The sequence below is a fragment of the Autumnicola tepida genome (assembly GCF_031846485.1).
GTDB lineage: Bacteria > Bacteroidota > Bacteroidia > Flavobacteriales > Flavobacteriaceae > Autumnicola > Autumnicola tepida.
The window spans coordinates 1-23,605 of sequence record NZ_JAVRHQ010000036.1; the positions used below are offsets into that span (position 1 = coordinate 1).

Here is a 23,605-nt window from a genome sequence, read left to right on the forward strand (position 1 = left end):
TCTGCAGAAATTACACTCAGAACCCTTCTCTTTTAGGTTTAATTTAGTTAAGATTTTTGATCGCCTAATTTATTTTTCTTCCGACTGTTGTATAGGAAAGCTTTAGCAACAATATTTTTTACAGCTTTTATAGCATCACTAAATATCTTGATTTAATTTGATGTGAATAATCAAGTATTTTTAAATAAATTACCTAATTCAATTAATCTATATTCCAGCTTATTATTCCATTGCAGGCCATAATTTAACCGAAGGCAATTGTTATACTGGTTTTGTAGCGAGAATATCCTGCCTGGAGCATAACTGATTTCCCTGCGGCTGGTTTTTTCATAAACCTCCATCGTATCAATCTTTACCGGTAATTCAACCCAAATTACAAATCCTCCCTGAGGCCGGCTGGCCATGGTTCTTTCAGGAAAATACTTTCCGATAATCTGGGAATATTTCAGCATGTTCCCATGAAGTGTAGCTCTCAATTTTCGCAAATGATTTTCATAGCGTCCGGTCTCTAAAAAGTTTGCAATTACCTCCTGGGTAACGGAAGTCGATGCGATAGTGAGAAATAATTTAAGCCGCAATACCTTTTCTTTAAACTTTCCGGGAGCCACCCAACCTACCCTGTAACCAGGGGCAAGTGTTTTGGATATGGATCCGCACCATAAAACGATACCGGTCTTATCAAAAGTCTTACAGGATTTGGGACGATACTTACCAAAATAGACATCTCCGTTGATGTCATTTTCAATTAGCGGTTTATTGTATTTTTCCGAAAGTATCACTGCGGTCTCTTTATTTTTATCTGCCATACAGGACCCTAATGGATTACTGAAGTTACTAATGAGCAAACTCGCTTTTACCTGTTTACTCTTTAGAGCATCTTCAAAAGCGTTGAGATCTACACCGTTTTGCGGGTGGGTAGGCAATTCTAATACTTTTATTCCCAGCGCCTCCGCCAATTGGAGCATTCCAAAGGATACCGGACTTTCCATTGCTACTGTATCCCCTTTTTCGGCCACTGCCATCATACAGTAAGAAAGTGCATTTAAACATCCACTGGTGGTAATAATATCTTCGTGTGTCAAATGGCTTTCCATGGCAAAAGCCCACCGGGCTATCTGCCTGCGGAGCCTTTCGTTCCCTTCCACTTTATCAGATGCTACCCCGCTTCCTTTTAGGTCACGAGTAGCCTGTATCAGTGCTTTGTTCAATTTTGCTATGGGCAGCAATTCATTGGCGGGAGTTCCCAAAGAAAGAGCAAGGTGGCCGTTTTCGCCTAGATTCCCATAGACCTTGCTCACCAGTAATTCACTATCGCCGTGATTGGCAATAGTAGAAGGATTGGTCTTCTTGGGAATGGAAGGTATCCGTGCGTTTGAAAATGATACATAATAGCCCGACTGGGGCCGCGCCTCGATCAACATTTTACCTTCAAGATAGTAATAAGCATTAAGTGCCGTGTTCTGGCTTACACCATACTCGCGGCACAGGGTTCGCAAAGATGGTATTTTATCTCCCGCCCTTAGAGTATTATTCAGGATTTGTCGTTCAATAACTTCTGCAATCCGAAGGTATTTAAATTCATTTTTGTTCTTTTCCATACGTAATCTGCTATGCTCAAAAATAACAAAACTGCATCTGCTATCGTGTTTTTATTTTATTCAATTTTGTATTCAAATGGTAAATATGCTTCACTCACAAAGGCAGATCTATATTGTAGGTACCGGCTCTATCGGTAAAGCCCTGGCTGTATTTCTGAAATTAGAGGGAAGAAAGGTTACGCTGGTTAGAGGAAGTATGGATGACGGCAGTAGTACCACGGAAGAAATTTGGATTGAAAGCGAAGAAAACCATTACGCATCTATTCCCATCGTAACATTAAGCACCATAAAAACCATGGAAGGCATAGTGGTTCTTGCTACTAAATCTTACGGTAACAAACAACTCGCAGTTTCTTTAAAAGAAAAGACAGGTTCCTCACCAATTGTTTTGCTTCAAAATGGCCTTCATATTGAGCAGGCATTTTTACTCCAAAATTTTCCCGAATTATACCGCTGCGTTCTGTTTGTAACCAGTCAGTCTGTATCCTCTAATAGGTTCCGGTTTAAGCCGGTATCTGTTTGTCCCGTAGGTATTGTGAAGGGAAGTGTGGGAAAGTTATATCATATTGTTCAGCAGTTGGATACACGGAATTTTGGGTTTAAAAGCGAGAAGAATATTCAGCAGATCATCTGGAAGAAAGTTATTGTAAATTGTGTTTTTAATTCCGTTTGCCCTTTACTTGAAACGGACAATGGCATCTTCGTTCGGAATGATGAGGCTCGTAGAATTGCCAGGAGGATAATTTCTGAATGCCTTTTAGTGGCGGAACAGGAAGGGATAATTTTAAACAGCAAAGATATAGAAAAAAGCCTGCTCCAGATAAGTAAATCTTCAGAAGGTCAATTCATTTCAACACTACAGGATATACGTAATAATCGTAAAACCGAGATAGAAACACTAAACCTGGAAATAGCACGAATGGCGAAGGGTTTAAAAATGGTGCAGAGGTGCCGGGAAACAAACCTTCTAGGTACCCTTATAAAATTAAAAGCGGAAATTAAGGTCGAAGAACATTCTAAATCTATAATGACATGAAAACAATGCTTATTACCGGCGCAAGCCGAGGAATAGGAGCTGCTACAGCACTTTTGGCAGCAGAACAGGGTTTCGCGGTGGTGGTTAACTATCATAAAAATAAACAAGCGGCCGAAGAGGTTGTAAATAAAATCCAGGCAATGGGAGGAAAAGCTGCTGCTATACATGCAGATATTTCCGAGGAGAAAGAAATTATCAGGCTTTATAAAGAAATCGATGAAATATTCGGTGATCTACATGTCCTTGTTAATAATGCCGGAATTTTGGAACAACAAAGCCGGTTGGAAACTATGGATGCTTCTCGCCTCACTCGCATTTTTGCTATAAACGTAACCGGGCAAATGATTTGCGCAAGAGAAGCTATAAAGAGAATGTCGTTCAAATATGGAGGAAAGGGCGGCTCGATAGTTAATGTCTCCTCTTTGGCATCTAAAACGGGATCGCCTAATGAATATATAGACTACGCAACTTCAAAAGGCGCAATTGATTCTTTTACCAAAGGCCTTTCTAAAGAGATCGCAGAGGAGGGGATTCGAGTGAATGGTGTAAGGCCGGCTTTTATTTATACAGATATCCATGCTGATGGAGGGGAGGCCGATCGTGTTGACCGAATTAAAAACAACATACCAATGAAAAGAGGAGGCACGCCCGAAGAAGTGGCAGAGGCTATTATGTGGCTGGCTTCTGAAAAATCATCCTACTCTACCGGGACTTTTATCGATGTCACCGGTGGGAGGTAAGCAGAGTATCTAATCTTTAAATTTAAGAAATATGAAAACAAGTTATTTGACCAGTGCTGTTAAGCAGTTTGAATATTATAAAATGCTTGGTGAAAAGGCTATGGCTCAGCTACCGGATGATGCACTCTTCTGGCAATATAATGGAGAAAGCAATAGCATCGCTGTAATTGTAAAACATCTTGCCGGAAATATGCTCTCAAGATTTACCGATTTTTTGACGGCTGATGGTGAAAAAGGCTGGCGTAATCGTGATGCTGAATTTGTAAACAATTTCACTAATCGCGAAGAACTATTGAATTACTGGAATAAGGGCTGGGAGTGCTTATTCACCACACTCGCTAATCTTCAGGAAGAACAGTTGGAAGATCTAGTGTATATCCGAAATGAGGGGCATACGATTGTGGAGGCTCTTAACCGGCAGCTTGCACATTACCCGTATCACATCGGTCAAATTATTTATATAGCAAAAATGGTCAGGGATGATAAATGGGAAAGTCTTTCTATCCCCCGGAACAAGTCCAATGACTATAACAATAGGAAGTTTGCCGGGGAAAAAACAAAAAGACATTTTACAGACAATGTATAACATAAAAAGCCATAGAATATGGATTTTGCAAACAAAGTTGAGCAATCAGAAGCAATAATATTATTGGAAAAGTCAGACAGGGAATTTATTTCTCTTTTTAAAAAAGAACTGCTTTCAGTTGAAATATATAAACCCAACCGAATTGACAAACAAACTCCCCATGATCGGGATGAATTTTATTTAATTATTTCAGGAGAAGGAAAATTTCAATTACAGGAAGATATCACTGCATTCAAGCCTGGTGATTTCATTTATGTCCCTGCTCATGCAGACCATAAATTCATTGAATTCTCTGATAATTTTATCACGTGGGTATTTTTTATTGGCTAATTTTAAAATAGAACTGTTAGAATTTTATTTATGTGGAATTCCGTGTTGGTAAATTAATAAAGCCTAGATTGAGTAAGGCTTTTACATAGCCTTTGGATTCTACATTTTACTCTAAAAATTTTATCCTCTCATTTTCCATAGGTAGATACCTCGCACTCCGGAAAGCGGTTTGCAAATTCAACTAATGGTTCTAAATTTTGATCCTTCAAGCCTTGTAAAAAAAAGCAATATGGACTTATTTATTATGGTCCAGGCCTTATTAGAATCAATTATTTTTCCGCCAAACCGGGTGATCATTTTCGGGAGAACAAATGGAGCATCGGAAAAACTCATATGTCCGGCACCGGTGATTTTTATTTCATAACTATTTGTTGCGCTGCTTAAAAAGGAATTAAAAGAACTATCGATATTCTTTCCCATTTCATCCCATTCCTTCAGAGTAAATCTTTTATCTTTTATTTCTTCTTCGGTATAATCTGGCTGACTCCTGATGGTTAGGGTAGGTATTTTTGGATCCGAGTACTTTTCAATGAAAGTACCTCCATCCAAATTGACGGCGGCGCGAATTCTCTTATCCTTTTCCCCAGAAATAATGGCAACATTTCCACCTAGAGAATGTCCGGCCGCAACAAAATATCTGCGGTTTATATGCCCCTTTAAAAAGTTTCCGAAAGTCCTTACCACTCCCGCATTCTGGAACTACTTTGATATCGGGATATTTTTCCAGTAAACCGAGAACTCTTTCTCTTGCCAGAGCCTCATCATCTACAACAATTGCTTTCATTCTTAATTAAAAAAAGGTCTAAAGAAGTATAAGGGGATGGCTACGGTTGCTGAAGATCCAGGAGAAAGAAAATGGAGTTCACTGTATAGTATTAGAAGAAATTTTTTTACTAAAATCAGAACTTATTTTAATAGGATTACTATAAAACTTTGAGGCTTTTAGTCCCTGCCTGCTTTTCTCATTATGAAAAAAAAAGTAATTTGGTACCTTATAAATACACTGTCGTGCATCCTATTGATCAGATAAGAAAAAGATTTTCCTCTTTAGTTCCCATGACGGAAAAGGACTGGCTTTATTTTAGCAGCAGACTTGAACACGTTCGATTTAAGAAATCTGATGTAATTACCGGGTTTGGACAGGTTGAAAACCGCTTATTTTTTCTTGCCAATGGAATAGTTCGCTATATAGTTAATAACATTAACGAATCTACTTCAGATTTTGCCTTTCCGGGGCAGTTTTTCAGTTCTTACTCTTCCTTTATCAGTCGCAAACCAAGTATTTATGAATTAAGACCGGTTACGAGTAAGGTGGAATGTTATTATATTGGCTATGATCACCTGCATGAAGTATACAGAAATACTAATTGCGGAGAAAGAATTGGAAGGTTAGCAGCCGAACAGCAGTTTTTAAAAAAGTCGGCACGTGAGATTAGTTTACTCACACTCAATCCCAGAGAAAAATATTTACAGTTGCTGGAGGAACAACCTCATTTAATTCAGTCAATTCCCCTGAAGTATCTTGCTTCTTATTTAGGAATTACTCCTGAAACATTATCGCGTATTCGAGCCTCAATTTCCTGATAGTAAACGGAAATTAGTCTGCTTAAACGATACCGAAATTTAGAAATTCTTTACGTTAATAAAGTTGGACGAGAATTTTCCTGCCCGATTAAATACAGACTATATTCAGGATCGGTATAATTTAATTTCTTTAATTAAACTATTCCGGTGCATATAACGTGAGTACCCGGTGATAAAAACCTTTCCTAATATTCATTTCTTGATTTCCATCAAGGCCCCGGATAGTTTAAATCATCAACTTTGTCATACTAAGAGAAGAAATTATGGCATTTTTTTTAGGATTACTTTCGATTACACTACTGATTTTCCTGTTTGCCCGTTTACTATGGAAAAAGGAATCTGTAGATTTCTGGACGGCTGGTCGCTGGGCCATGACTGTTATGATGATACAAACGGGTTTCATCCACCTGATTAATCCTGATTCACTGGTTTATATGATCAGGGATATTCTTCCCTTTCCCAAACAACTGATTTTAATTTCCGGCATATCTGAAATTATTCTTGGACTTGGTTTAATATGGAGGCGAACCCGCAGGTTATCTGCCTGGTTGCTTATCGCTCAGTTGATTGCCATGTTTCCTGCGAATATTAATGTTGCTGTAAATAACCTTGGGGCTCCGGGAGGCTTACCTTCTGATCCTCTTTATACCTGGTCAAGGCTATTATTTCAACCAGTATATATTTGGTGGGTTTACCGGACATCTATTGTTAGCAGAGGTAAAAGTTTTATCCAGATTTCGGGGTTGGCGTTATTAAGTCTTTTTTTACTCTCCTATGATCGTTCCTATAGTGGCTACAGTTGCAGGGTGGAAGTAATTAATTTACCGGAGGTATCGGGCACTCTTTACCTGGGATGGTATGACAGGGAGAAGGATTTCACAAGGATTTCCAGCTCCGTTTACAATAAAAAAGTAAAGGTTTTCTCAGGGACGTCGATTACAGTGGATTTTGAAGACCTCAGGCCGGGAATTTATGCAATTTCCATGTTTTACGACACAAACGGCAATGGCATACTGGATAAGAACTTTATAGGTATTCCTATGGAGCCCTATGGTTTTTCAAATAACGTTCGGCCGGCTTTACGGGCTCCCACTTTTCAGGAATCCAGGTTCAGTTTAATAAATGGAAGTAAGATTATTATCAAATTAAGGGATTGATTGATGAGACCTCGTCTAAAAATTCCTGATAAAATAAAGGATACCACAGTGTTTTTAAACAGTATTGAGGCGAACACCTTTGTGGGAGTAGTATGGTTGTGGTGGCACCTTTACGGAATCGTAAAGTATATGAAGAAAGTGGAGGGATGTCAAAGGGCGATTCCCGCTATTTCGGGTCCCGGAAGAGTAGTAATGATTTCATACTGGGACGATGAAAAATATTTGATGCAGTTTTTCAGTTCGGAAAAGCATCAAAAGTACATGTCCTTTGTCTTTCGAAATCCGGAAGCTGTAACTGTGTGTAATGAAAGGTTGATACCTGTTACATCAAAGAGTGCGGTAGGGTAGAAACTTTATGAAATAAAATAAATATGAAAAAAAGAGTAATAATAAAGGAAATTCAGCCAGAAGCATACAGAGCCATGAATGCGTTAGAGAAGTATCTTCATAAGAGTTCTGTTAGTGCCGGACTAAAAGAATTGATAAAAATTAGAGCCTCCCAGTTAAACGGTTGTGCATATTGCCTGGAAATTCATACCCGGGATGCTCGAAAAAATGGAGAAACGGAGCAAAGATTATATGCGTTGAGTGCATGGTGGGAGTCTCCTTTATTTTCGGAAAGAGAAAAAGCCGTACTTGATTTTACGGACAGGTTAACACTTACAAGGGGAAAAGGGATTCCGGATGGAATATATGGTTCATTAGAAAACTGGTTTAATGAAAAAGAAATGGCTGAGATTATCATGCAAATTATCACTATAAACGCCTGGAACAGGATTGCGGTTAGTACGCATCTAAGGTAGGAAGAGAAATGAACAAGGGTATATTCATACGTGAGGAAGTCTTTAAAGACCGTCCGTTTATATATTCGGTGCACAGGAGGGCATTCCACCGGGAGGATGAGGCCATTCTGGTTGATAAACTTCGGAATTCAGCTGCCTATATTCCCGAATTATCGCTGGTGGCATACAATGAAAGCAATACTCTTACCGGTCATGTTTTATTTACCAGGCTGGAGCTTGAAGGACACAATGGATTAGAGTTACTGGCTCTGGCTCCAATGGCGGTCTTACCTAAATTTCAGCGTACTGGTGTAGGATCGGAGCTTGTGCGGGAGGGATTAATTAGAGCTGGAGAGTTAGGCTATTCAGGAGTGATCGTTCTCGGACATGCAAAATATTATCCTCGATTCGGTTTCGTTCCAGCCTCCAAATTCGTGATAAAAAGTCCATTTAAAGTTCCGGACGATGTTTTTATGGCGCTGGAACTCAAGAAAGGCATACTGACCAACAAAAGGGGTGTCGTCAAATATCCCAGAGAATTTTCCGAATAATGAAGAGTCGGGTTTACATACTGAATCACAGACGTACTCCAATTGGGAGTATTCATGGTGTACTTTCCTCCAAAACGTCGGTTGAACTCGGTATAGTGGCCACCCGTGCTTTGATGACGGATATTCCTGAGGATTTGTATACCGGAATAAAGGAAATCTGTTATGGTCAGGTAATATCATCAGGACAGGGTCAGGCTCCTGCCAGACAAATAGTGTACGGTGCAGGACTGCCTCTGGAGGTGGAAGCCAGCAGTATCAATAAGGTATGTGCTTCAGGCTTAAAAGCGATATCTACCGGAGCCCTTTCATTAATGTACGGATCAGGTGGTCTCGTTCTTTGTGGAGGGATGGAGAGTATGTCCGGTATTCCCTATTACCTGGAGGGTTATCGACGTGGGGTAGGGGCCGGACATCAAATGGTAACTGACGGTTTGATTCAGGATGGTCTCTGGGACTCCCTGAATAATTTTCATATGGGGAATGCAGCAGAAATAACCATTAGAGAACTGGGTATAACCAGGGAAGATCAGGATGAGATTGCCTTACGGTCATTTCGGTTAACACGGGAAGCATACAGAAAGGGATATATACAAAAGGAAATTACTGGTGTGGTGGTTAATAAAGAAGATGGTTGTCGTACTATAACGGAGGATGAAGAAATATCGAAATTCAAAAGTGCCGCGGTTCACGGTTTAAAACCCAGTTTTGAACAGGAGGGTACCATAACCGCAGCCAGTGCGTCCGGTCTTGCGGATGGAGCCTGCACTGTACTTCTGGGTGAGGAGGTTTTTGTAAAGCGCAACGGGTTGGCTCCCATGGCCGAGATTATTGATTTTGCTGATGCTGCCCAGGCTTCAGAATATTTTACCACATCACCTACTCTGGCGATACGGAAAGTTTTAAAAAATCAAAAGCTGGAGATCGGTGATATTGATGTGTTTGAAATCAACGAATCATTCGCTTCCGTAATAGTAGCTAATTCCAGGTTATTAAAAATAGATCCGGAGCTTATAAATATTTGGGGAGGAGCTTTAGTTCTGGGGCATCCTCTGGGGATGTCTGGTGCCCGTATCGTAGGAAGGCTGCTGAGTATTCTCATTCAAAAAGATCTGGAACTGGGTATAGCGGCGATCTGCAATGGAGGAGGAGGGGCCACGGCCATGTTAATCAGGCGAATCTAAATGTTGTGTAATGAGAAATGAATATGATATAGTAGTGATAGGCTCGGGACCGGGAGGATATGTAGCTGCAATAAGGGCGTCTCAGCTTGGATATAAAGTAGCGATTATCGAGAAGTATCCCTTTCTGGGTGGCACCTGCACGAATGTTGGCTGTATACCTTCCAAGGCATTACTGGACAGTTCCGAACATTTTTACAATGCCCGGGAGGTATTGAATCATCATGGTGTGGATCCTGGGAAAATTCAATTGAATTTTCAAAAGATGATCGCCAGGAAGGATAAGGTGGTTAAAACCAATAATGAAGGGCTGGCCTTTTTGATGAAAAAGAATAAGATTGATGTTTACCAGGGGGTGGGGGTATTGGCGTCAGATAAAATGGTTGAGGTTCGGAATGCCACTGGTAAAATTATTCTGATAACTAATTATATAATTCTGGCTACAGGTTCGAAGCCGGCCTCTCTTCCGGGAACCGACATAGATGAGCAAAACATTTTAAGTTCTACCGGAGCTTTGTCGTTAAAAAATATTCCCGAATCGCTAACAGTAATAGGAGGAGGAATAATAGGAGTTGAGATGGCTTCCGTGTATTCCCGGTTGGGTAGCAAAGTAAGGATACTGGAATATTCGGACGCCCTTATTCCCGGAATGGACAGATCGCTGGGAAAAGGTCTTGCAGTCGTTCTGAAAAAGAAAGGTATAAATATTCACCTGGATGCCAGGGTTTCGGGTGTATCGGATGCAGGGCAGGAAGTGACGGTCACCTGGGCAGATAGGCAGGGAAGAATACATGAGACTGGAGCGGAAAAAGTTCTGGTGGCCGTGGGGCGAAAGCCATATACACAGGGTTTGGGACTGGAAAAATTGAAAATAGTTACGGATGAGAGGGGGTTTATCACGGTTAATAAACGTCTACAAACCTCCGTACCCAATATCTTTGCGATCGGTGATGTGATCGGAGGACAAATGTTGGCTCATAAGGCAGAGGAGGAGGGCATATTTGTGGCCGAGGTTATCGATGGGCAAAAGCCTCATATTAATTACAGAAATATACCCGGAGTTGTATATACATGGCCGGAAGTTGCTTCAGTGGGTTTTACAGAAGAGGAAATTAAGAAAAAAGAAATTCCTTATCGCAAGGGTAAATTTCCTTTTTCGGCACTGGGTAGGGCAAGGGCCGCGGCAGAAGAAGATGGTTTTGTGAAGGTGCTGGCCGATACAGTTCATGGAGAAGTGCTGGGTGTTCATATTTTGGGTGCACGGGCGGCTGATCTTATTGCCCAGGCAGTGGTTGCTATGGAATATGAGGTTCGGGATATAGATATGGCAACAATTTCCTGGGCCCATCCCACCTTTTCCGAGGCTCTGAAAGAGGCTTATCTGGCGTCATCGGGAAGAGGAAACATAAATATTTAAAATGAGGTGTTCGCGATATATATATTATCTGTCCGTATGGTTGTTTATTCTACCCGGTAAAATAAATGCTCAGGAAATTCTGCAACGGTATATCGATACCGGGCTTGAAAATAACCTGGCTCTATTAAGAAGTTATCTGGATATTGAGATTGCAGAAAAAGCCCTGGAAGTCTCACGTGCGAAATTTTTGCCATCCGTATCACTGGAAGCATCCTATTCACGGGCAGGTGGTGGACGGGTAATCGAGGTTCCGGCAGGTGATTTAATTAACCCGGTAAATGAACAAATAAATCAGTTACTGGGAGAAACTCGATTACCTGTAGATATTCCGAACAGAGTGGAGGAATTTTTACCGGATAACTTCCACAATACGGGATTAAGAATAATACAACCTGTTATAAACACTGATGTTTATTACAATTTCCGGGCTGAAAAAATGAAGATCTCCATTCAACAGGCTAAAATGGATATCTGGAAGAATCAGCTCATTAAGGAGATTAAGGTTTCCTACTATCGCTATTTAAAGTTGCTGGAGCAAAGAAAGATTTTTATGGAAAACCGGAAGCTTTTAAATGAAACACTGGAATTTCACAAAAAGCTGGTGATACATGGAAAGGCCACTAAAAATTTAATTTTTGACTCCCGAAGTCAGCTTGCAGAGAATAATAGTCGACTGGCGGAAATTGATTCAGACATAAAACGAAGTCGAAATTACTTCAATTATATACTTAACCGTGATATGTCTTCGAAAATTCTAAAAGATTCTCTGGCGTCGATAGCGATTATAAATCCAGGAGAGCTGACTTTTCAGAAAAAAGCCCAGGAAGAAAGAAGTGAAATAAAACAGTTGAAGGTCGGATTGGAGTTAAAGGAATTGGAACTGGATCACAGTAAGGCCTTCTGGGTACCGAAGCTGGATCTTGTGGGCACTGCGGGATTTCAGGGGTATGGTTATACTTTTAATCAGCATCAGGATTTCTGGTTTTTACAGATAGGAATGTCCTGGAATATTTTTTCTGGCGGAGGACACAAAGCGAAGGTAGAACAGGCACAACTTGAAAAGAGTGGTTTACTAAACGAATTAGAGGAGTTAAGGAATAAAATATCTCTTGAGGTTGCAGATGCTCGAAACGAACTTCAGGAAGCTTTGGAGTCGCTGCATTATAGCAAAACGGAGGTGGAAAATGCCTGGCTTAATTATGAAATAGTGAATAAACAATACCGACAGGGTATGATTTTGCCCCTTGAATTAAAGGATGCCCAGGCTCTATATATCAAAGCCCTACTTAAGGAAGTAATCTCGGAATATACTGTAAGAATAAGGCAGGCCGAATTTGAAGCTGCTGCTGGGCTTAATATAGAAAACATATGAAAAAAATTATATTAATATTTGTTTTTATTGCCATTTCCTGTAAGCGGGAATATCAAAAAACTTCAGTGGTTATGAGCAGGGAGAAACATCCTGTTGTAATCCAACCACTTAATGAGAACAGTTTGCAGTCGGTCATACAAACAAGTGGAGTTCTACATTTTGAAAATGAGCACACCCTGGCCTTTAAAAATGGAGGAATTTTAAATTATTTCGATATTGAAGAGGGACAGGTACTGAAACCCGGATCTTTGATCGCACGGCTCGATATGGGCGATTTTCGAGCACAAGAAAGGAACGCACTGGCCAGTTACGAAAAATACCTGGCTGACTATGATCGTATTAAAAATCTTTTTTCGGAGGATGCAGCTACTATGGAACAGCTCGAGAATGCCGAAACAGCTCTTCGAAAATCGGAGTCTCAACTGGAGCATATAGGGTTTAATATAAGGCATTCCAGTTTATATAGTCCGGCAGGGTGCATGGTTTTAAGGAAGATGGCCAACGTTGGGGAATATGTGGGACCTGGCGAGCCGGTGGTTCTTTTAGGAGAGGTTGGTGGACATGGGAATCAGATTGTTAAGGCGGGTCTGGCTGACAGGGAGGTGGTGAATGTAAATACTGGAGATAGTGTTTCCGTTACTTTTTCAGCGATGCCTCACAAATCCTACCCGGGTCATGTCAAAACAATATCCGGTACTGCTGATCCGGGCACTGGTATGTTTACTGTCGAAGTATCTTTAACGGATTATTTTGACAGCAAATTAAAAAACGGATTCACTGGAGATATTTTAATTTATCCCGATGAACCTGAAAAGCTCATTAAAATCCCCATGTCCGCACTTGTAAGTATAGATCAGGGGAAGGCCGGTATATTCGTTACAGCGGATAAACATACCGTATACAGACAGAACCTGCCTGTCCACGATATTTTCCCGGATTATTTCACGGTGGTTCCGGATTCCGTCAGCCTTGATTCTTTATGGGTAATTACAGAAGGAGCGGCATGGTTAAAGGAATTAGACTCCATTACAATTCAGGATCCATTACTATGAAACTTCCAGTTCTTGCCTTAAAAAATAGTTATTTCATCCACGTAATACTTTTGATAGTATTATTTGTGGGTTTTCTGACCTGGCGATCCATGCCAAGATCGGAAGATCCTTTCATGGAACTGCCTTTATATACGATAGTTGCGGTACATCCGGGTAATAGCCCCGGAGAAGTCGAAAAGTTTATTGTGGATCCGATCGAGGAAGCACTTGAAGAGGTTAGCGAGCTTACGGAAATAAGATCGGAAATTACCAGTGGTCTGGCAGTAATAAAAGTAGAAGCGGAGTACGGAATAGACTACCGGGAAAAGTATGATGAAATTCTTTCGGAAGTAAACAGGATAAGGGAGAATCTACCTGAGGAGATGTATGAGCTGAAGGTAATCAGATATCAGCCCGAAGAAAGATCTGTTATTCATCAATATGCCATAGTTTCCGCATCCAAAGGTTATCCGGAGCTTCATGATATTGCTAAAGAATTTCAAAAGGAAATTGAGGAATTATCACTGGTAAAGAAAACTGAAATCCTTGCTTTTCCTGAAGAAGAGATCCGTGTGGATATCAATTTCGAGAAGATGGTCGCTTATGGAATTTCGATCGATGAGATAATTGGTGTATTAAAAGCTTATAATGCCTATATACCGGGAGGTGAACTCATTTCAGGAAACTTAAGCCTGAACCTTAAGACCTCGGGAGCACTTGAAACTCTGGCTGAAATTGAGGAAATTCCTTTCTTTTTAGGTTCGAATCATCCGGTGCAGTTAGGTGATATGGCCGAAGTAAGAAAGTCGCTTGAAAGGCCCAGATGGGTCGCACGAATCAAAGGGGAACCCTGTATTTTTTTAACAGTTCACCAAAAAAAGAATGCAAATGTACTCCATCTCGAATCGGATTTAGAAGAGATATTGAGTCATTACCAGGAAGAGCTACCAAAGGGTGTACGGATTGAAACTGCTTTTGAGCAGGCCCCGGCGGTTGATAATCGTTTAACAGACTTCATGATAAATTTGCTGCAGGGCATTTTCCTTGTTGGAATTGTAATCTGGTTATTTCTGGGAATCCGTTCAGGGGTGATCGTTATGACGGTCGTTCCTCTCTCCATATTACTGGCCATTATATTACTGGATTATTCCGGGTATGCCCTGCAACAAATAAGTATCGCCGCACTGGTTATTGCTTTGGGGCTTCTTGTGGATAATGCCATCGTGGTTATTGAAAGTATCGGCAGGTATCAGGGAGAAGGTTTTTCAAGAAAAGAGGCAGTGGTAAGAGGTACATCGGAAGTGGGATATGCTGTTATCAGTTCTACTTTTACCACAATACTTGCCTTCATACCACTTGTATTCCTGGAAAGTGGTCCCGGTGAATATCTACGTAGCCTTCCCCTCACTGTAATTTATGCCCTTCTGGCCTCTTTATTACTGGCACTGGGGTTCACACCACTAATATCCGGTAAATTATTAAAGAAAGAACCGGAGTCTTCGACCTGGATGTTGAAGAGGGTCATTTATTTTACGGAACGTTATTACAGGCGAATTTTACATTTTTCTTTGGGAAAAGGTTATATCATACTGGGTATAAGCCTTCTTTTATTCATGGGTTCGCTGTCACTTTTCCCTGCTATAGGAGTAAGTCTTTTTCCCACTGCTGACAAAAACCTATTACTTATATCTGTAGATTTACCATATTCTTCAAATCTGGAGAATACCGATAAGGCGGTACGATATGTCGAGGATATTCTGGATACTACCGGTTATGTAAGTAGTTACACCTCCAATACGGGACATGGCAATCCCCAGGTTTATTATAATCGTACACCTAAAGAGTATCGTCTTAATCACGGGGAAATTCTTGTAAATTTTAAAAAGTGGGATCCCGTTTTATTTTACCGTACTCTGGAAAGCCTTCGTATGGCATTCCGGAGATATCCTGAAGCGAGGATACATTTTGAGGATTTAAAAAACGGATCTCCATTTGAGGCTCCGGTGGAGGTCATTATTCTTGGAGAAGATCTGGACACCTTAAAACATATTGCCAGTGATATTGAAAAGGAATTTTACCAAACGGAAGGATTACTGGATATTAATAATCCTCTAGCCCGTACCAAAACCGGTCTGGAACTGGTTATAGATGCGAAGAAAGCGGCTTTATATAATCTAACCACACTGGAGGTTGATAGAATGGTTCGCGCCAGGACCGAGGGATTATACGTAGACGAAATCAACCTTATAGAGTATGACGAACCGTTACCGTTAATGATAGGAGGTGTCGGTACCGGCCGTGCAAATCCGCAGGAGCTTGATGGTTTATTCATACCTGGAAGGTCTGGAAAACAAATTCCACTGAAGCAAATATCAAAACTCAACTTCAGGGGCGAGATTCCTGAAATAAGGCATTATAATAATGAGCGTGCGGTTTCTATTACAGCGAGTGTTACCGATTCTGATCAGACCCGGAATATAACCGAATCACTAATCGCTCAACTGGAGAGGTATGATTTTCCTCCGGGATACGATTATAAAATTGGGGGTGAGTATGAAACCCAGCAGCAAAGTTTTGGTAATCTGGGTGTGTTACTACTACTTGCACTGGCTGGCATATTTGCAGTACTTGTTTTTCAATTTAAATCCTTCGTACAACCTGTGATTATCTTTACAGCAATTCCTCTCGCTGTGAGCGGTTCGTTAATTGCACTATATTTTAGTGGCTGGTCATTCTCATTTTTTGCTTTTGTAGGTCTGATAAGTCTGGTGGGAATCGTCGTTAATAACTCAATTATTCTCGTGGATTATATCAATAAATCAAGGAACGGGGGAATGGATCGCCTAACGGCAATCGAGCAGGCTGCGCTAAGACGTTTTACCCCCATTTTACTTACTACTTTTACCACGATTCTTGGTCTGGTACCGTTAACCGCTTCCGGAACCAGCCTGTGGTCACCGCTGGGATGGACTTTAATAGGCGGGTTAATCTCTTCGATGTGTCTTACACTTTTGGTGGTTCCGGTATTATACAAATGGATGTCCAGGTAACCGATTGATAAAAATGGAATAAAGGGTAGAAACAGCAAGAAATTTTGTGTTTACAGGGATGATAAATAGTATATGATGTGTAATGTTAAGGAAGAGACTGGTACTCTTTGATTTATCAAGGAGTTTTATAGATTGTTACTGGTAGATAAAGAGATTGAACGGCTTTTAAATTTGCTGGATTAGGAAATAGAATGGAATATTCCCGGCAATGAAGTCAGGGCTCCCTGGACGGGAAAAAGAAATTAAAGAAGCGGGGTTGTTGAGTTTTTCAAAACCCTGGAATTACACGTTGAACCGGTTGATCTGGAAATTGAGACCATTTTTACCGGTGGATCAAAAGGGGTTGCGACCGGCGTGATCTCTCCGAGATTGAAAAAAAAACAACTACCTGTTTACCAGTATATTTTCTGCTATTTTTGAAGTGAAAGATGGTAAAATTATAAGTTATTGTTTACTGGAAGATAGTTATAAATTATCCAGGCATCTTTAAATTAAGAATTGAACTGAAGCCTTGAATATTTCTTGATTCAAATCAAGAGTATCTAGTGAATTCATGTCGAATTTTGTTTTGGTGAATAGAAATAAAATTAAAATGAAAATTGGAATTATCGGCACGGGGAATATGGGTAGAGTAGTGGGATTGGCTTTGGCGTCAGTTGGGCACGAGGTGTTTTTTGGATCCCGCGATGTAAAAAAGGCGAAACTGGTTTCCCGGTATGATAAAACGACTTTATTTGGGACCAATCAGCGCGCGGCGGAATTTGGAGATATCATTTATTATACTCCCAGGGATATTCATCCTGGGGATGTACTTGAGGATGTATCTGTACTGGAAGGGAAAATAGTACTGGAATCGAATAACGGTAATTTAAATGACCAGCTAAAAGCTGAAGAAATCGAAATTTCGAGAGCACAGATTCTCCAGTCTCAAATACCTGAGGCCTATATTGTGAAGGGGTTTAATACTATCACACAGGAAATTTTCGAATATTCTGGAAGAGGTTTAAAGGAACTGGAAGTTACCTGTTTTGTAGCATCTGATAACCGGAATGCTGCGAAGGAAGTGATGAAACTGGCTGAAGACCTCGGTTTTAATGCCGAATACTGCGGAGAGTTATTTCAGGCCCTGTTACTTGAGCATCTGGGTAGTTTATATAGAATTATGTTGCGAAGAAAGGCCACTCCCTGGTTGGCTCTTTCACTGAAGGAAATAAAAGCAACCGGACAGCTGAGGTTTGGAGGCAGAACTCCTTCCAGCCTGCATACCCAGGGATCATTTTTAAAATAAATTTAATAGTTGAAGCCATCCTGAAATTTTTGCAGGATTGAACGCTTATGGAAAGAGGATGGTTTCTGGTACATTTTTTTTCTTGATTTAAATCAATGTAAATGGGCGAGGTAGGTCCCATCTTTAGATTGAATTCTCAACTGGTTGAAAAAATGAAACTGGAACAGATCATTTCTTTTATAACAGAAGCAGATAAATTAAAGTCGGTCAAAAGAAAGAATTACAACGGTACGGGAGACAGGCTTGAGAACTCAGCTGAGCATAGTTGGCAGGCAGCTCTGGTGGGGTTAATTCTAAGTGATCAATTAGCTCCGGGAATCGACGTTCTCAAAGTTGTAAAAATGTTGTTAATCCATGACATTGTTGAAATCCAGGCCGGGGATACATTTCTTTATTCAGATTTTAACGCTGCAGATAAATTCCTAAAAGAGCAGGAGGCTGCAAAATCTATTTTTGGAAGGTTACCTGAGCAACAGGCTAATGATTTACTGGAACTATGGATGGAATTTGAGGTAGGGAATTCCAGGGAGTCTTTGTTTGCGCGTGCAGTTGACCATCTGGTTCCGGTTATCAATAACTTTAACAGTGGAGGAAAAGCCTGGAGAGAAAATAAGGTAAGTTATGAAAAGGTGTACCGTGTAAAAAGCCAGGTAGCGGGGATGGTACCGGAGATCTGGAGTATTATCGAAAGCCTGATTATCAATGCTAGGGATCTTGATCTTTTTGGTGCTAAGGACTAATAATACTGGAAGAATTAATGGTATTAACCATAATGGTAAAATTTACAGGGAAACAAATGTGAATTACTAGGTGTAATAATCGTACGCACTATTACCATATGATGAATTAAAATGAACAGGTATTCAAAAATCCTATCCTGGGATGTTAAAGTGTTATTGTCGGATTAAATGATAAATTCAAATAATTGAAATATGAAAACGCTGTATTTACTTTTCCTGTTGATATCGATCCAGGTTAATGCGCAGACATTTTCTTTGAAGAGTGAAACCCTGGGTGGACAGGTAACCTTTAAAGAGGAATTTAACTCTTTCGGTTGTGAAGGCGAAAATATTTCGCCACAGCTTTACTGGGAGAACGTGCCCGGGGGAACAAAAAGTTTCGCCATAACCATGTTTGATCCGGATGCGCCAACTGAGAGCGGATGGTGGCACTGGTTAATTTTCGATATTCCCGCCACAATAACTTCATTACCTGCCGGTGCTGGCAATTTGGATTCTGGAATGGCCCCTAAACCGGCTATTCAAAGTATTACAGATTTCGGAAATTCTGGGTACGGTGGCCCCTGTCCCCCTGAAGGAGATAATGTCCACACATATATAATAACGGTTTATGCCCTGCAAACTCCGGTATTGGGGCTGGCCCCCACGGCCAACCCTGCACTGGTGAGTTATTATTTAAATCAGAACACTATAGAGAAAGCTTCCTTAATAGTATATCATAACCGGTAAAGATTGTTATATGAGTTTGAGTGTGAATAAACGAAAAATTACTATTCCGGATTTACAATCCCAAAAAGGACGGGGCCGTATCGTTTGCCTTACGGCTTATACCACTCCGGTAGCCAGGTTAATGGATCCTTACGTGGATATGATTCTGGTTGGAGATTCTCTGGCGATGGTAGCTTATGGTATGGAATCTACCATGAAAGTGAGTCTGGAAATGATGATCGCTCATACAAGGGCCGTTGTGAAGGGTGCGTCCAGAGCCTGTGTGATTGCTGACATGCCCTTTGGAAGTTATGAGAAATCACCGGAACAGGCATTTAAGAATGCTTCCAGATTACTGGCCGAATCCGGAGCTTCCGGTGTAAAGATAGAGGCCGGATTCGAAATGCTTCCCACTATACGGTTTTTAACTCAGCGAGGAATTCCTGTGACGGCTCATATAGGGTTGTTACCGCAGCGTGCCAATCAGTATGGAGGATTCAGAATTCAGGGAAGAACTGGTCAGGAAAGGGAGGAACTGGTTAAGCTGGCTAAAAATATTGAAATGTCCGGGGCGCCTTTAGTTCTTGTTGAAGGTGTGGTGGAATCTGTAGCCAGAGAGATCGTTAATTCCGTAGCTATTCCGGTTATAGGCATAGGGGCTTCTCCCGTATGTGACGGACAGGTCCTGGTGACGGATGACATACTTGGGTTGTTTTCTGATTTTACACCAAAGTTTGTAAAGAAATATGCTCATTTATCAGAGGAAATGGAGAATGCCTTTAAAAATTTTGCTGAGGAGGTTAGAAGTGGTGATTTCCCAACGATGGAATACTGTTTTAAGAATTAACTCCCTGTATCAAAATAATAAATAGGGTCTGGGATGTATTGATTAAAACTGTTCGCCAGGAAAGCTCAGATAAATTGAAATAGAATTAAAAATACAGAATTCATTTTTGGATTCCGCTAATAATTCAGGTTCATGAAAAGAAAAATTGCAGTTTTAGGAATAGGTGGAATAGGAGGGTTTATAGGCTTTCAGCTTGCAAAATTCTACAATTCCAGGCCGAATACGGAAATAATATTTATTACGAGAGGTGCTGCCTATGATCAAATTAAGAATGAAGGTCTGATGTTAGAGCAGGCATCGGGCACATCCCATGTTTTTCCTGGTCAGGTTATCAGGGAAGCATCGGAATGCGGAACCGTCGATGTATTAATAATTGCCTCAAAATCACATTCTTTACTTTCGGCTCTTCGTGATTATCAGACCATAATCAAGGATACAACAGTTGTGCTAACCTTACAAAATATGGTTAATGCCAGCGAACTTTTGCAGAAAAATTTCAAGGAAATAAATCATATTCTCGAAGGATGTATCTACGTATCTTCTAATATAAAAGCACCGGGATTCATTTCGCATAAAGGAGGACCCGGCTTAATTTACGTTGGCGGTAAGGATAATGAATACACCGGAAGGGCCATTATGAATCTATTGGATGCGGGGGTCAGGGTTGAGTTCAGGAAAGATATCAGGAATGCATTATGGAGTAAATTTCCATTTGTATCTCCTGTATCGGTAGTAACTGCTGCATATAACATAAGTTTTGGAGAAATTCTGGAAGATCAGGAAGTAAAGGCCATTACCAGGGGATTGATGGAGGAAGTTTACAGACTTGCGCAAAAGGAGGGGGTATTACTTGAAAAGAATGCAGTGGATCAGGCTCTTAATAAGCTGTATTCCTTTCCGTATACCACACAAACTTCCTTTCAGCTGGATTATTTAAGCGAACGGAATACGGAGCAGGAATTTTTACTGGATTTTGTCATTGAAAGGAGTAGAGAATATCGGCTGGATACTCCCCTTTATAAAATGGTCACTTCTCATTTAAACCTGGTAAAAAGATGAAAGCGGTAATACTCAATTCTTTTGGCGGAGTTGAAAATTTTTTGATGTCAACTGTAGAACGGCCAACGGTAAAAAGGAATCATATTTTGGTCCGAATAATAGCAACTTCTTTCAATCCTGTGGATTATCAAATCCGAAAGGGAAGCGAGGAAAGTAAACTTCTAAAATCTGCGGTGTTGAGAAGGGAACTATCTGGAGTGGTGGAAGTGGTTGGATCTGAAGTTAAGGATTATAGTAAGGGAGATGAGGTAGTGGCATATGTTGGAAGCTTTGGCTCTAACGGAACATATGCGGAATATGTTAGTATACCTTCAGATCTTGCGGCGCGTAAGCCAGGAATTATGAGATTTGAGGAAGCAGCAGGAATACCAATGGTAGGTCTTACAGCACTTCAGATTTTTGAAAGGATGAATTTTTCGAAAGATGACATGATATTTATCAGTGGAGCAGCGGGTGGTGTTGGAACTATGATTATTAAACTACTTCTTTCTGAAGGTCATGCCAGGATAATAACCATAGCTGGAAGTAAGGAGAGTCATATGCATTTATATTCACTGGGATTACGCCAGGATCAGGTGATAAATTATCGAGAGGCTGGCTGGGAAGAAAAGGTAATTGAATTGAATGAAGGAAATTTATATGATATCACTATCGACCTGGTGGGTGGATCTATATCCGAATTTTGTGCCAGTGTTTTACGGGTGCATGGAATATATTGTGATATCACGTGTCTTGCCACGGCTAAAGCGAGGCAAATATTATTTGACAGGGGGATAACTATAATGAATATTTCCAATTATGCCCATGCTTTGAGTGGTGTTAGCTGGACACCGGATTATTATGGTAGCAAATTAAAATTTTTACTCGGTTTAATAGAAAAAGGAATTATTACGGCTCCCCCTGTTGAAATAATTGGAAAATTGGGAGTAGAAACAGTTAGGCGTGGGCATACTATGTTAGAACACAATCTTGCAGGTGGAAAGAAACTTATTATGCACAATGATTAAAAATATGTACGAATTATGCCATTATATTCCCCAAAATTTTTCCCTCTATACAATGAAAATTTGTCTGAAATTTTAATAAAAAAAGATGAATACATTATTTACAAGCATCAATAGCTGGATTCCATTCATACTCCGGTTAGGGCTGGGAATCGTTATTCTGCCCCATGGTTGTCAAAAACTTCTGGGCTGGTTCGGGGGTTATGGTTTTAATGGCACCATGGACTATTTTACTGGCACAATGAATCTTCCCTGGATTATCGGTTTCCTGGTAATCATCCTGGAGGTCTTTGGGGTTATTTTTTTAATAGCTGGATTTTTTACCAGGCTGTGGGCATTTTCTCTAACCGTTTTGGCGATAGGAATTATATTATCCAGTCATATACCTCATGGATTTTTTATGAATTGGTATGGAGAACAGTCCGGAGAGGGGTATGAATATTTCATTTTATGGATTACCATATCAATTGCTCTTACAGTTACCGGAGGAGGAAAGTTTTCATTAGACAATAAACTCATTATTAAACAACCGGAAAATTAATTTTTCCTTTATAGCTGGATGATAATAGTAGTTCGGGTGTTTGAGAAGATATTGTATAAATAGGTTTTAAAAATTACTGCTAAAATAGATTATAAATGAAAGAAAAGAGTAAGGCGGAATTTATGGTAGAAAAGTTTTTCAACAGGGTCTGGTTACCTCCAGGAGACCTTGCTGCCATAGATGAACTTATGACGGAAGACTATTTAATCGTTACTGCCGGTAAAGAAATAAAGGGACGGGATAATTTCAAGAAATGGGTAAGACAATTTCATGAAGTTTTAAAAGATCCTATTAATAAGATCGAGGACATGTTCGTAAATCCTGAAGGTAACATGGTCGTTTGTCGGTGGAAATGTTCTGGATATAATCATGGAATATTTGATTTAGAAGCGACAGGTGATCCTATCAGTTTTACCGGGATTGCCATTTGGGAGATACGTGAAGATAAATTTTGCAGATGCTGGGTGGAGCGTAGCGCACTGGAAATTTACCGGGCCCTCAAGGGGGGGAATGCCGGGGATATTGGAATTTAAAAAAATCTAATTGCCGAATAAATTAAGAAAGAAAATATAATATCAAAGAACGACCAGACCAGTTTGATATTCTAATTTTTTGGTTTCTAATAGAGCATGGGGTGATAGATTTTGATTCCTGGATTCGGACAATTTAAATATTGTTGGTCTTTGATGAAAACTAAAGAACTAGTGGTTAGTTTTTAAAGATTTCAAATAACCTTTTGTGGTTATTTAAAAATGGCTAATCAAAATTGATCATAATGGTTAAAATCAAAGAAGAAGTTAACATCTTTCGTTTTAGGACTAAAATTTAAATTCTCATTTCTTGTTATAAATTATGAGTACGTCTTCTAACGCTTTGAGCGTGCTGTATAAAATTTTTTGAAAGCTCGAACATCAGGTAATAGAATTAAGTATGGTAGAGCCCATTTGTTGGATGCAGGTTTTGGATTGATTGAAGAAGAGCACTGGGTCGATTAGTTCGAGTTCAA

The 23,605-nt window shown here is 40.2% G+C and carries 24 protein-coding genes; 22 read left to right on the plus strand and 2 right to left on the minus strand.

The window, feature by feature from the left end; all coding sequences use genetic code 11:
• Nucleotides 1-170: 170 nt before the first annotated feature.
• Nucleotides 171-1,598, minus strand: coding sequence for an aminotransferase-like domain-containing protein (locus tag RM553_RS18365; RefSeq protein WP_311536426.1), 1,428 nt, complete (start codon nucleotides 1,596-1,598; stop codon nucleotides 171-173).
• A gap of 85 nt (nucleotides 1,599-1,683) precedes the next feature.
• Between RM553_RS18365 and RM553_RS18370 the strand changes: the two genes are divergently transcribed.
• The 4 genes from RM553_RS18370 to RM553_RS18385 are packed head-to-tail and all read left to right on the plus strand — an operon-like array spanning nucleotide 1,684 to nucleotide 4,290.
• Nucleotides 1,684-2,634 carry a ketopantoate reductase family protein gene (locus RM553_RS18370; RefSeq protein WP_311536427.1) on the plus strand — a complete coding sequence of 317 codons (951 nt, stop codon included), beginning with the start codon at nucleotides 1,684-1,686 and terminating at the stop codon, nucleotides 2,632-2,634.
• Complete coding sequence (locus tag RM553_RS18375) at nucleotides 2,631-3,374, plus strand: SDR family oxidoreductase (RefSeq protein WP_311536428.1); 744 nt, start codon at nucleotides 2,631-2,633, stop codon at nucleotides 3,372-3,374. The genes RM553_RS18370 and RM553_RS18375 overlap by 4 nt, the downstream gene beginning before the upstream one ends.
• 31 nt (nucleotides 3,375-3,405) lie before the next feature.
• Complete coding sequence (locus RM553_RS18380; RefSeq protein WP_311536429.1) at nucleotides 3,406-3,960, plus strand: DUF1572 domain-containing protein; 555 nt, start codon at nucleotides 3,406-3,408, stop codon at nucleotides 3,958-3,960.
• 18 nt (nucleotides 3,961-3,978) lie between these two features.
• Nucleotides 3,979-4,290, plus strand: coding sequence for a cupin domain-containing protein (locus RM553_RS18385; RefSeq protein ID WP_311536430.1), 312 nt, complete (start codon nucleotides 3,979-3,981; stop codon nucleotides 4,288-4,290).
• Nucleotides 4,291-4,467: 177 nt separating this feature from the next.
• Here RM553_RS18385 and RM553_RS18390 read toward each other — a convergent pair whose 3' ends face one another.
• On the minus strand, nucleotides 4,468-4,974 hold the full coding sequence (locus RM553_RS18390) for an alpha/beta hydrolase (protein ID WP_311536431.1): 507 nt from the start codon (nucleotides 4,972-4,974) through the stop codon (nucleotides 4,468-4,470).
• Nucleotides 4,975-5,223: 249 nt separating this feature from the next.
• Here RM553_RS18390 and RM553_RS18395 point away from each other — a divergent pair, with 249 nt between their 5' ends.
• The 18 genes from RM553_RS18395 (at nucleotide 5,224) to RM553_RS18480 (ending at nucleotide 23,132) form a co-directional block, all read left to right on the plus strand.
• Nucleotides 5,224-5,874: a Crp/Fnr family transcriptional regulator gene (locus tag RM553_RS18395; protein ID WP_311536432.1), complete on the plus strand. Its 651-nt coding sequence runs from the start codon at nucleotides 5,224-5,226 to the stop codon at nucleotides 5,872-5,874.
• A gap of 263 nt (nucleotides 5,875-6,137) precedes the next feature.
• Nucleotides 6,138-7,031 carry a DUF2141 domain-containing protein gene (locus RM553_RS18400; protein ID WP_311536433.1) on the plus strand — a complete coding sequence of 298 codons (894 nt, stop codon included), beginning with the start codon at nucleotides 6,138-6,140 and terminating at the stop codon, nucleotides 7,029-7,031.
• Between the two features lie 3 nt (nucleotides 7,032-7,034).
• The gene (locus RM553_RS18405) at nucleotides 7,035-7,379 is read left to right on the plus strand and encodes a hypothetical protein (protein ID WP_311536434.1); all 345 of its coding nucleotides are present in this window, start codon (nucleotides 7,035-7,037) and stop codon (nucleotides 7,377-7,379) included.
• 23 nt (nucleotides 7,380-7,402) lie between these two features.
• Nucleotides 7,403-7,834 (plus strand): carboxymuconolactone decarboxylase family protein, encoded by a 432-nt coding sequence (locus tag RM553_RS18410; protein WP_311536435.1) that lies wholly within the window; start codon nucleotides 7,403-7,405, stop codon nucleotides 7,832-7,834.
• An 8-nt stretch (nucleotides 7,835-7,842) separates the two neighbouring features.
• Nucleotides 7,843-8,364: a GNAT family N-acetyltransferase gene (locus RM553_RS18415; protein WP_311536436.1), complete on the plus strand. Its 522-nt coding sequence runs from the start codon at nucleotides 7,843-7,845 to the stop codon at nucleotides 8,362-8,364.
• Nucleotides 8,364-9,545 (plus strand): thiolase family protein, encoded by a 1,182-nt coding sequence (locus RM553_RS18420; RefSeq protein ID WP_311536437.1) that lies wholly within the window; start codon nucleotides 8,364-8,366, stop codon nucleotides 9,543-9,545. Before RM553_RS18415 ends, RM553_RS18420 begins: the two co-directional genes overlap by 1 nt.
• Before the next feature lie 10 nt (nucleotides 9,546-9,555).
• Nucleotides 9,556-10,959 carry a dihydrolipoyl dehydrogenase gene (lpdA, locus tag RM553_RS18425; RefSeq protein WP_311536438.1) on the plus strand — a complete coding sequence of 468 codons (1,404 nt, stop codon included), beginning with the start codon at nucleotides 9,556-9,558 and terminating at the stop codon, nucleotides 10,957-10,959.
• Between the two features lies 1 nt (nucleotide 10,960).
• Entirely contained in the window at nucleotides 10,961-12,331 is a 1,371-nt protein-coding gene (locus tag RM553_RS18430; RefSeq protein WP_311536439.1) for a TolC family protein, read from the plus strand.
• Nucleotides 12,328-13,383 (plus strand): efflux RND transporter periplasmic adaptor subunit, encoded by a 1,056-nt coding sequence (locus tag RM553_RS18435; protein ID WP_311536440.1) that lies wholly within the window; start codon nucleotides 12,328-12,330, stop codon nucleotides 13,381-13,383. Before RM553_RS18430 ends, RM553_RS18435 begins: the two co-directional genes overlap by 4 nt.
• A complete protein-coding gene (locus RM553_RS18440; protein WP_311536441.1) occupies nucleotides 13,380-16,412 on the plus strand; it encodes an efflux RND transporter permease subunit in 3,033 nt (1,010 codons plus the stop codon). The genes RM553_RS18435 and RM553_RS18440 overlap by 4 nt, the downstream gene beginning before the upstream one ends.
• 592 nt (nucleotides 16,413-17,004) lie before the next feature.
• Nucleotides 17,005-17,700, plus strand: coding sequence for an NADPH-dependent F420 reductase (locus tag RM553_RS18445; protein ID WP_311536442.1), 696 nt, complete (start codon nucleotides 17,005-17,007; stop codon nucleotides 17,698-17,700).
• A gap of 101 nt (nucleotides 17,701-17,801) precedes the next feature.
• Entirely contained in the window at nucleotides 17,802-18,440 is a 639-nt protein-coding gene (locus tag RM553_RS18450) for an HD domain-containing protein (RefSeq protein ID WP_311536443.1), read from the plus strand.
• Nucleotides 18,441-18,632: 192 nt separating this feature from the next.
• Complete coding sequence (locus tag RM553_RS18455) at nucleotides 18,633-19,169, plus strand: YbhB/YbcL family Raf kinase inhibitor-like protein (protein WP_311536444.1); 537 nt, start codon at nucleotides 18,633-18,635, stop codon at nucleotides 19,167-19,169.
• A 10-nt stretch (nucleotides 19,170-19,179) separates the two neighbouring features.
• A complete protein-coding gene (panB, locus tag RM553_RS18460; RefSeq protein ID WP_311536445.1) occupies nucleotides 19,180-19,995 on the plus strand; it encodes a 3-methyl-2-oxobutanoate hydroxymethyltransferase in 816 nt (271 codons plus the stop codon).
• 132 nt (nucleotides 19,996-20,127) lie between these two features.
• Complete coding sequence (locus RM553_RS18465) at nucleotides 20,128-21,054, plus strand: ketopantoate reductase family protein (RefSeq protein ID WP_311536446.1); 927 nt, start codon at nucleotides 20,128-20,130, stop codon at nucleotides 21,052-21,054.
• On the plus strand, nucleotides 21,051-22,061 hold the full coding sequence (locus tag RM553_RS18470) for an NADP-dependent oxidoreductase (RefSeq protein WP_311536447.1): 1,011 nt from the start codon (nucleotides 21,051-21,053) through the stop codon (nucleotides 22,059-22,061). Before RM553_RS18465 ends, RM553_RS18470 begins: the two co-directional genes overlap by 4 nt.
• Nucleotides 22,062-22,146: 85 nt before the next feature.
• A complete protein-coding gene (locus RM553_RS18475) occupies nucleotides 22,147-22,599 on the plus strand; it encodes a DoxX family protein (RefSeq protein ID WP_311536448.1) in 453 nt (150 codons plus the stop codon).
• Between the two features lie 95 nt (nucleotides 22,600-22,694).
• On the plus strand, nucleotides 22,695-23,132 hold the full coding sequence (locus tag RM553_RS18480; protein WP_311536449.1) for an ester cyclase: 438 nt from the start codon (nucleotides 22,695-22,697) through the stop codon (nucleotides 23,130-23,132).
• The last annotated feature ends 473 nt before the right edge of the window (nucleotides 23,133-23,605 follow it).

Coding starts and splice junctions, on each gene's coding strand:
- RM553_RS18365 (WP_311536426.1), bottom strand. CDS start 1,598: ATGGAAAAGAACAAAAATGAATTTAAATACCTTCGGATTGCAGAAGTT.
- RM553_RS18370 (WP_311536427.1), top strand. CDS start 1,684: ATGCTTCACTCACAAAGGCAGATCTATATTGTAGGTACCGGCTCTATC.
- RM553_RS18375 (WP_311536428.1), top strand. CDS start 2,631: ATGAAAACAATGCTTATTACCGGCGCAAGCCGAGGAATAGGAGCTGCT.
- RM553_RS18380 (WP_311536429.1), top strand. CDS start 3,406: ATGAAAACAAGTTATTTGACCAGTGCTGTTAAGCAGTTTGAATATTAT.
- RM553_RS18385 (WP_311536430.1), top strand. CDS start 3,979: ATGGATTTTGCAAACAAAGTTGAGCAATCAGAAGCAATAATATTATTG.
- RM553_RS18400 (WP_311536433.1), top strand. CDS start 6,138: ATGGCATTTTTTTTAGGATTACTTTCGATTACACTACTGATTTTCCTG.
- RM553_RS18405 (WP_311536434.1), top strand. CDS start 7,035: ATGAGACCTCGTCTAAAAATTCCTGATAAAATAAAGGATACCACAGTG.
- RM553_RS18410 (WP_311536435.1), top strand. CDS start 7,403: ATGAAAAAAAGAGTAATAATAAAGGAAATTCAGCCAGAAGCATACAGA.
- RM553_RS18415 (WP_311536436.1), top strand. CDS start 7,843: ATGAACAAGGGTATATTCATACGTGAGGAAGTCTTTAAAGACCGTCCG.
- RM553_RS18420 (WP_311536437.1), top strand. CDS start 8,364: ATGAAGAGTCGGGTTTACATACTGAATCACAGACGTACTCCAATTGGG.
- lpdA (WP_311536438.1), top strand. CDS start 9,556: ATGAGAAATGAATATGATATAGTAGTGATAGGCTCGGGACCGGGAGGA.
- RM553_RS18430 (WP_311536439.1), top strand. CDS start 10,961: ATGAGGTGTTCGCGATATATATATTATCTGTCCGTATGGTTGTTTATT.
- RM553_RS18435 (WP_311536440.1), top strand. CDS start 12,328: ATGAAAAAAATTATATTAATATTTGTTTTTATTGCCATTTCCTGTAAG.
- RM553_RS18440 (WP_311536441.1), top strand. CDS start 13,380: ATGAAACTTCCAGTTCTTGCCTTAAAAAATAGTTATTTCATCCACGTA.
- RM553_RS18445 (WP_311536442.1), top strand. CDS start 17,005: ATGAAAATTGGAATTATCGGCACGGGGAATATGGGTAGAGTAGTGGGA.
- RM553_RS18450 (WP_311536443.1), top strand. CDS start 17,802: ATGGGCGAGGTAGGTCCCATCTTTAGATTGAATTCTCAACTGGTTGAA.
- RM553_RS18455 (WP_311536444.1), top strand. CDS start 18,633: ATGAAAACGCTGTATTTACTTTTCCTGTTGATATCGATCCAGGTTAAT.
- panB (WP_311536445.1), top strand. CDS start 19,180: ATGAGTTTGAGTGTGAATAAACGAAAAATTACTATTCCGGATTTACAA.
- RM553_RS18465 (WP_311536446.1), top strand. CDS start 20,128: ATGAAAAGAAAAATTGCAGTTTTAGGAATAGGTGGAATAGGAGGGTTT.
- RM553_RS18470 (WP_311536447.1), top strand. CDS start 21,051: ATGAAAGCGGTAATACTCAATTCTTTTGGCGGAGTTGAAAATTTTTTG.
- RM553_RS18475 (WP_311536448.1), top strand. CDS start 22,147: ATGAATACATTATTTACAAGCATCAATAGCTGGATTCCATTCATACTC.
- RM553_RS18480 (WP_311536449.1), top strand. CDS start 22,695: ATGAAAGAAAAGAGTAAGGCGGAATTTATGGTAGAAAAGTTTTTCAAC.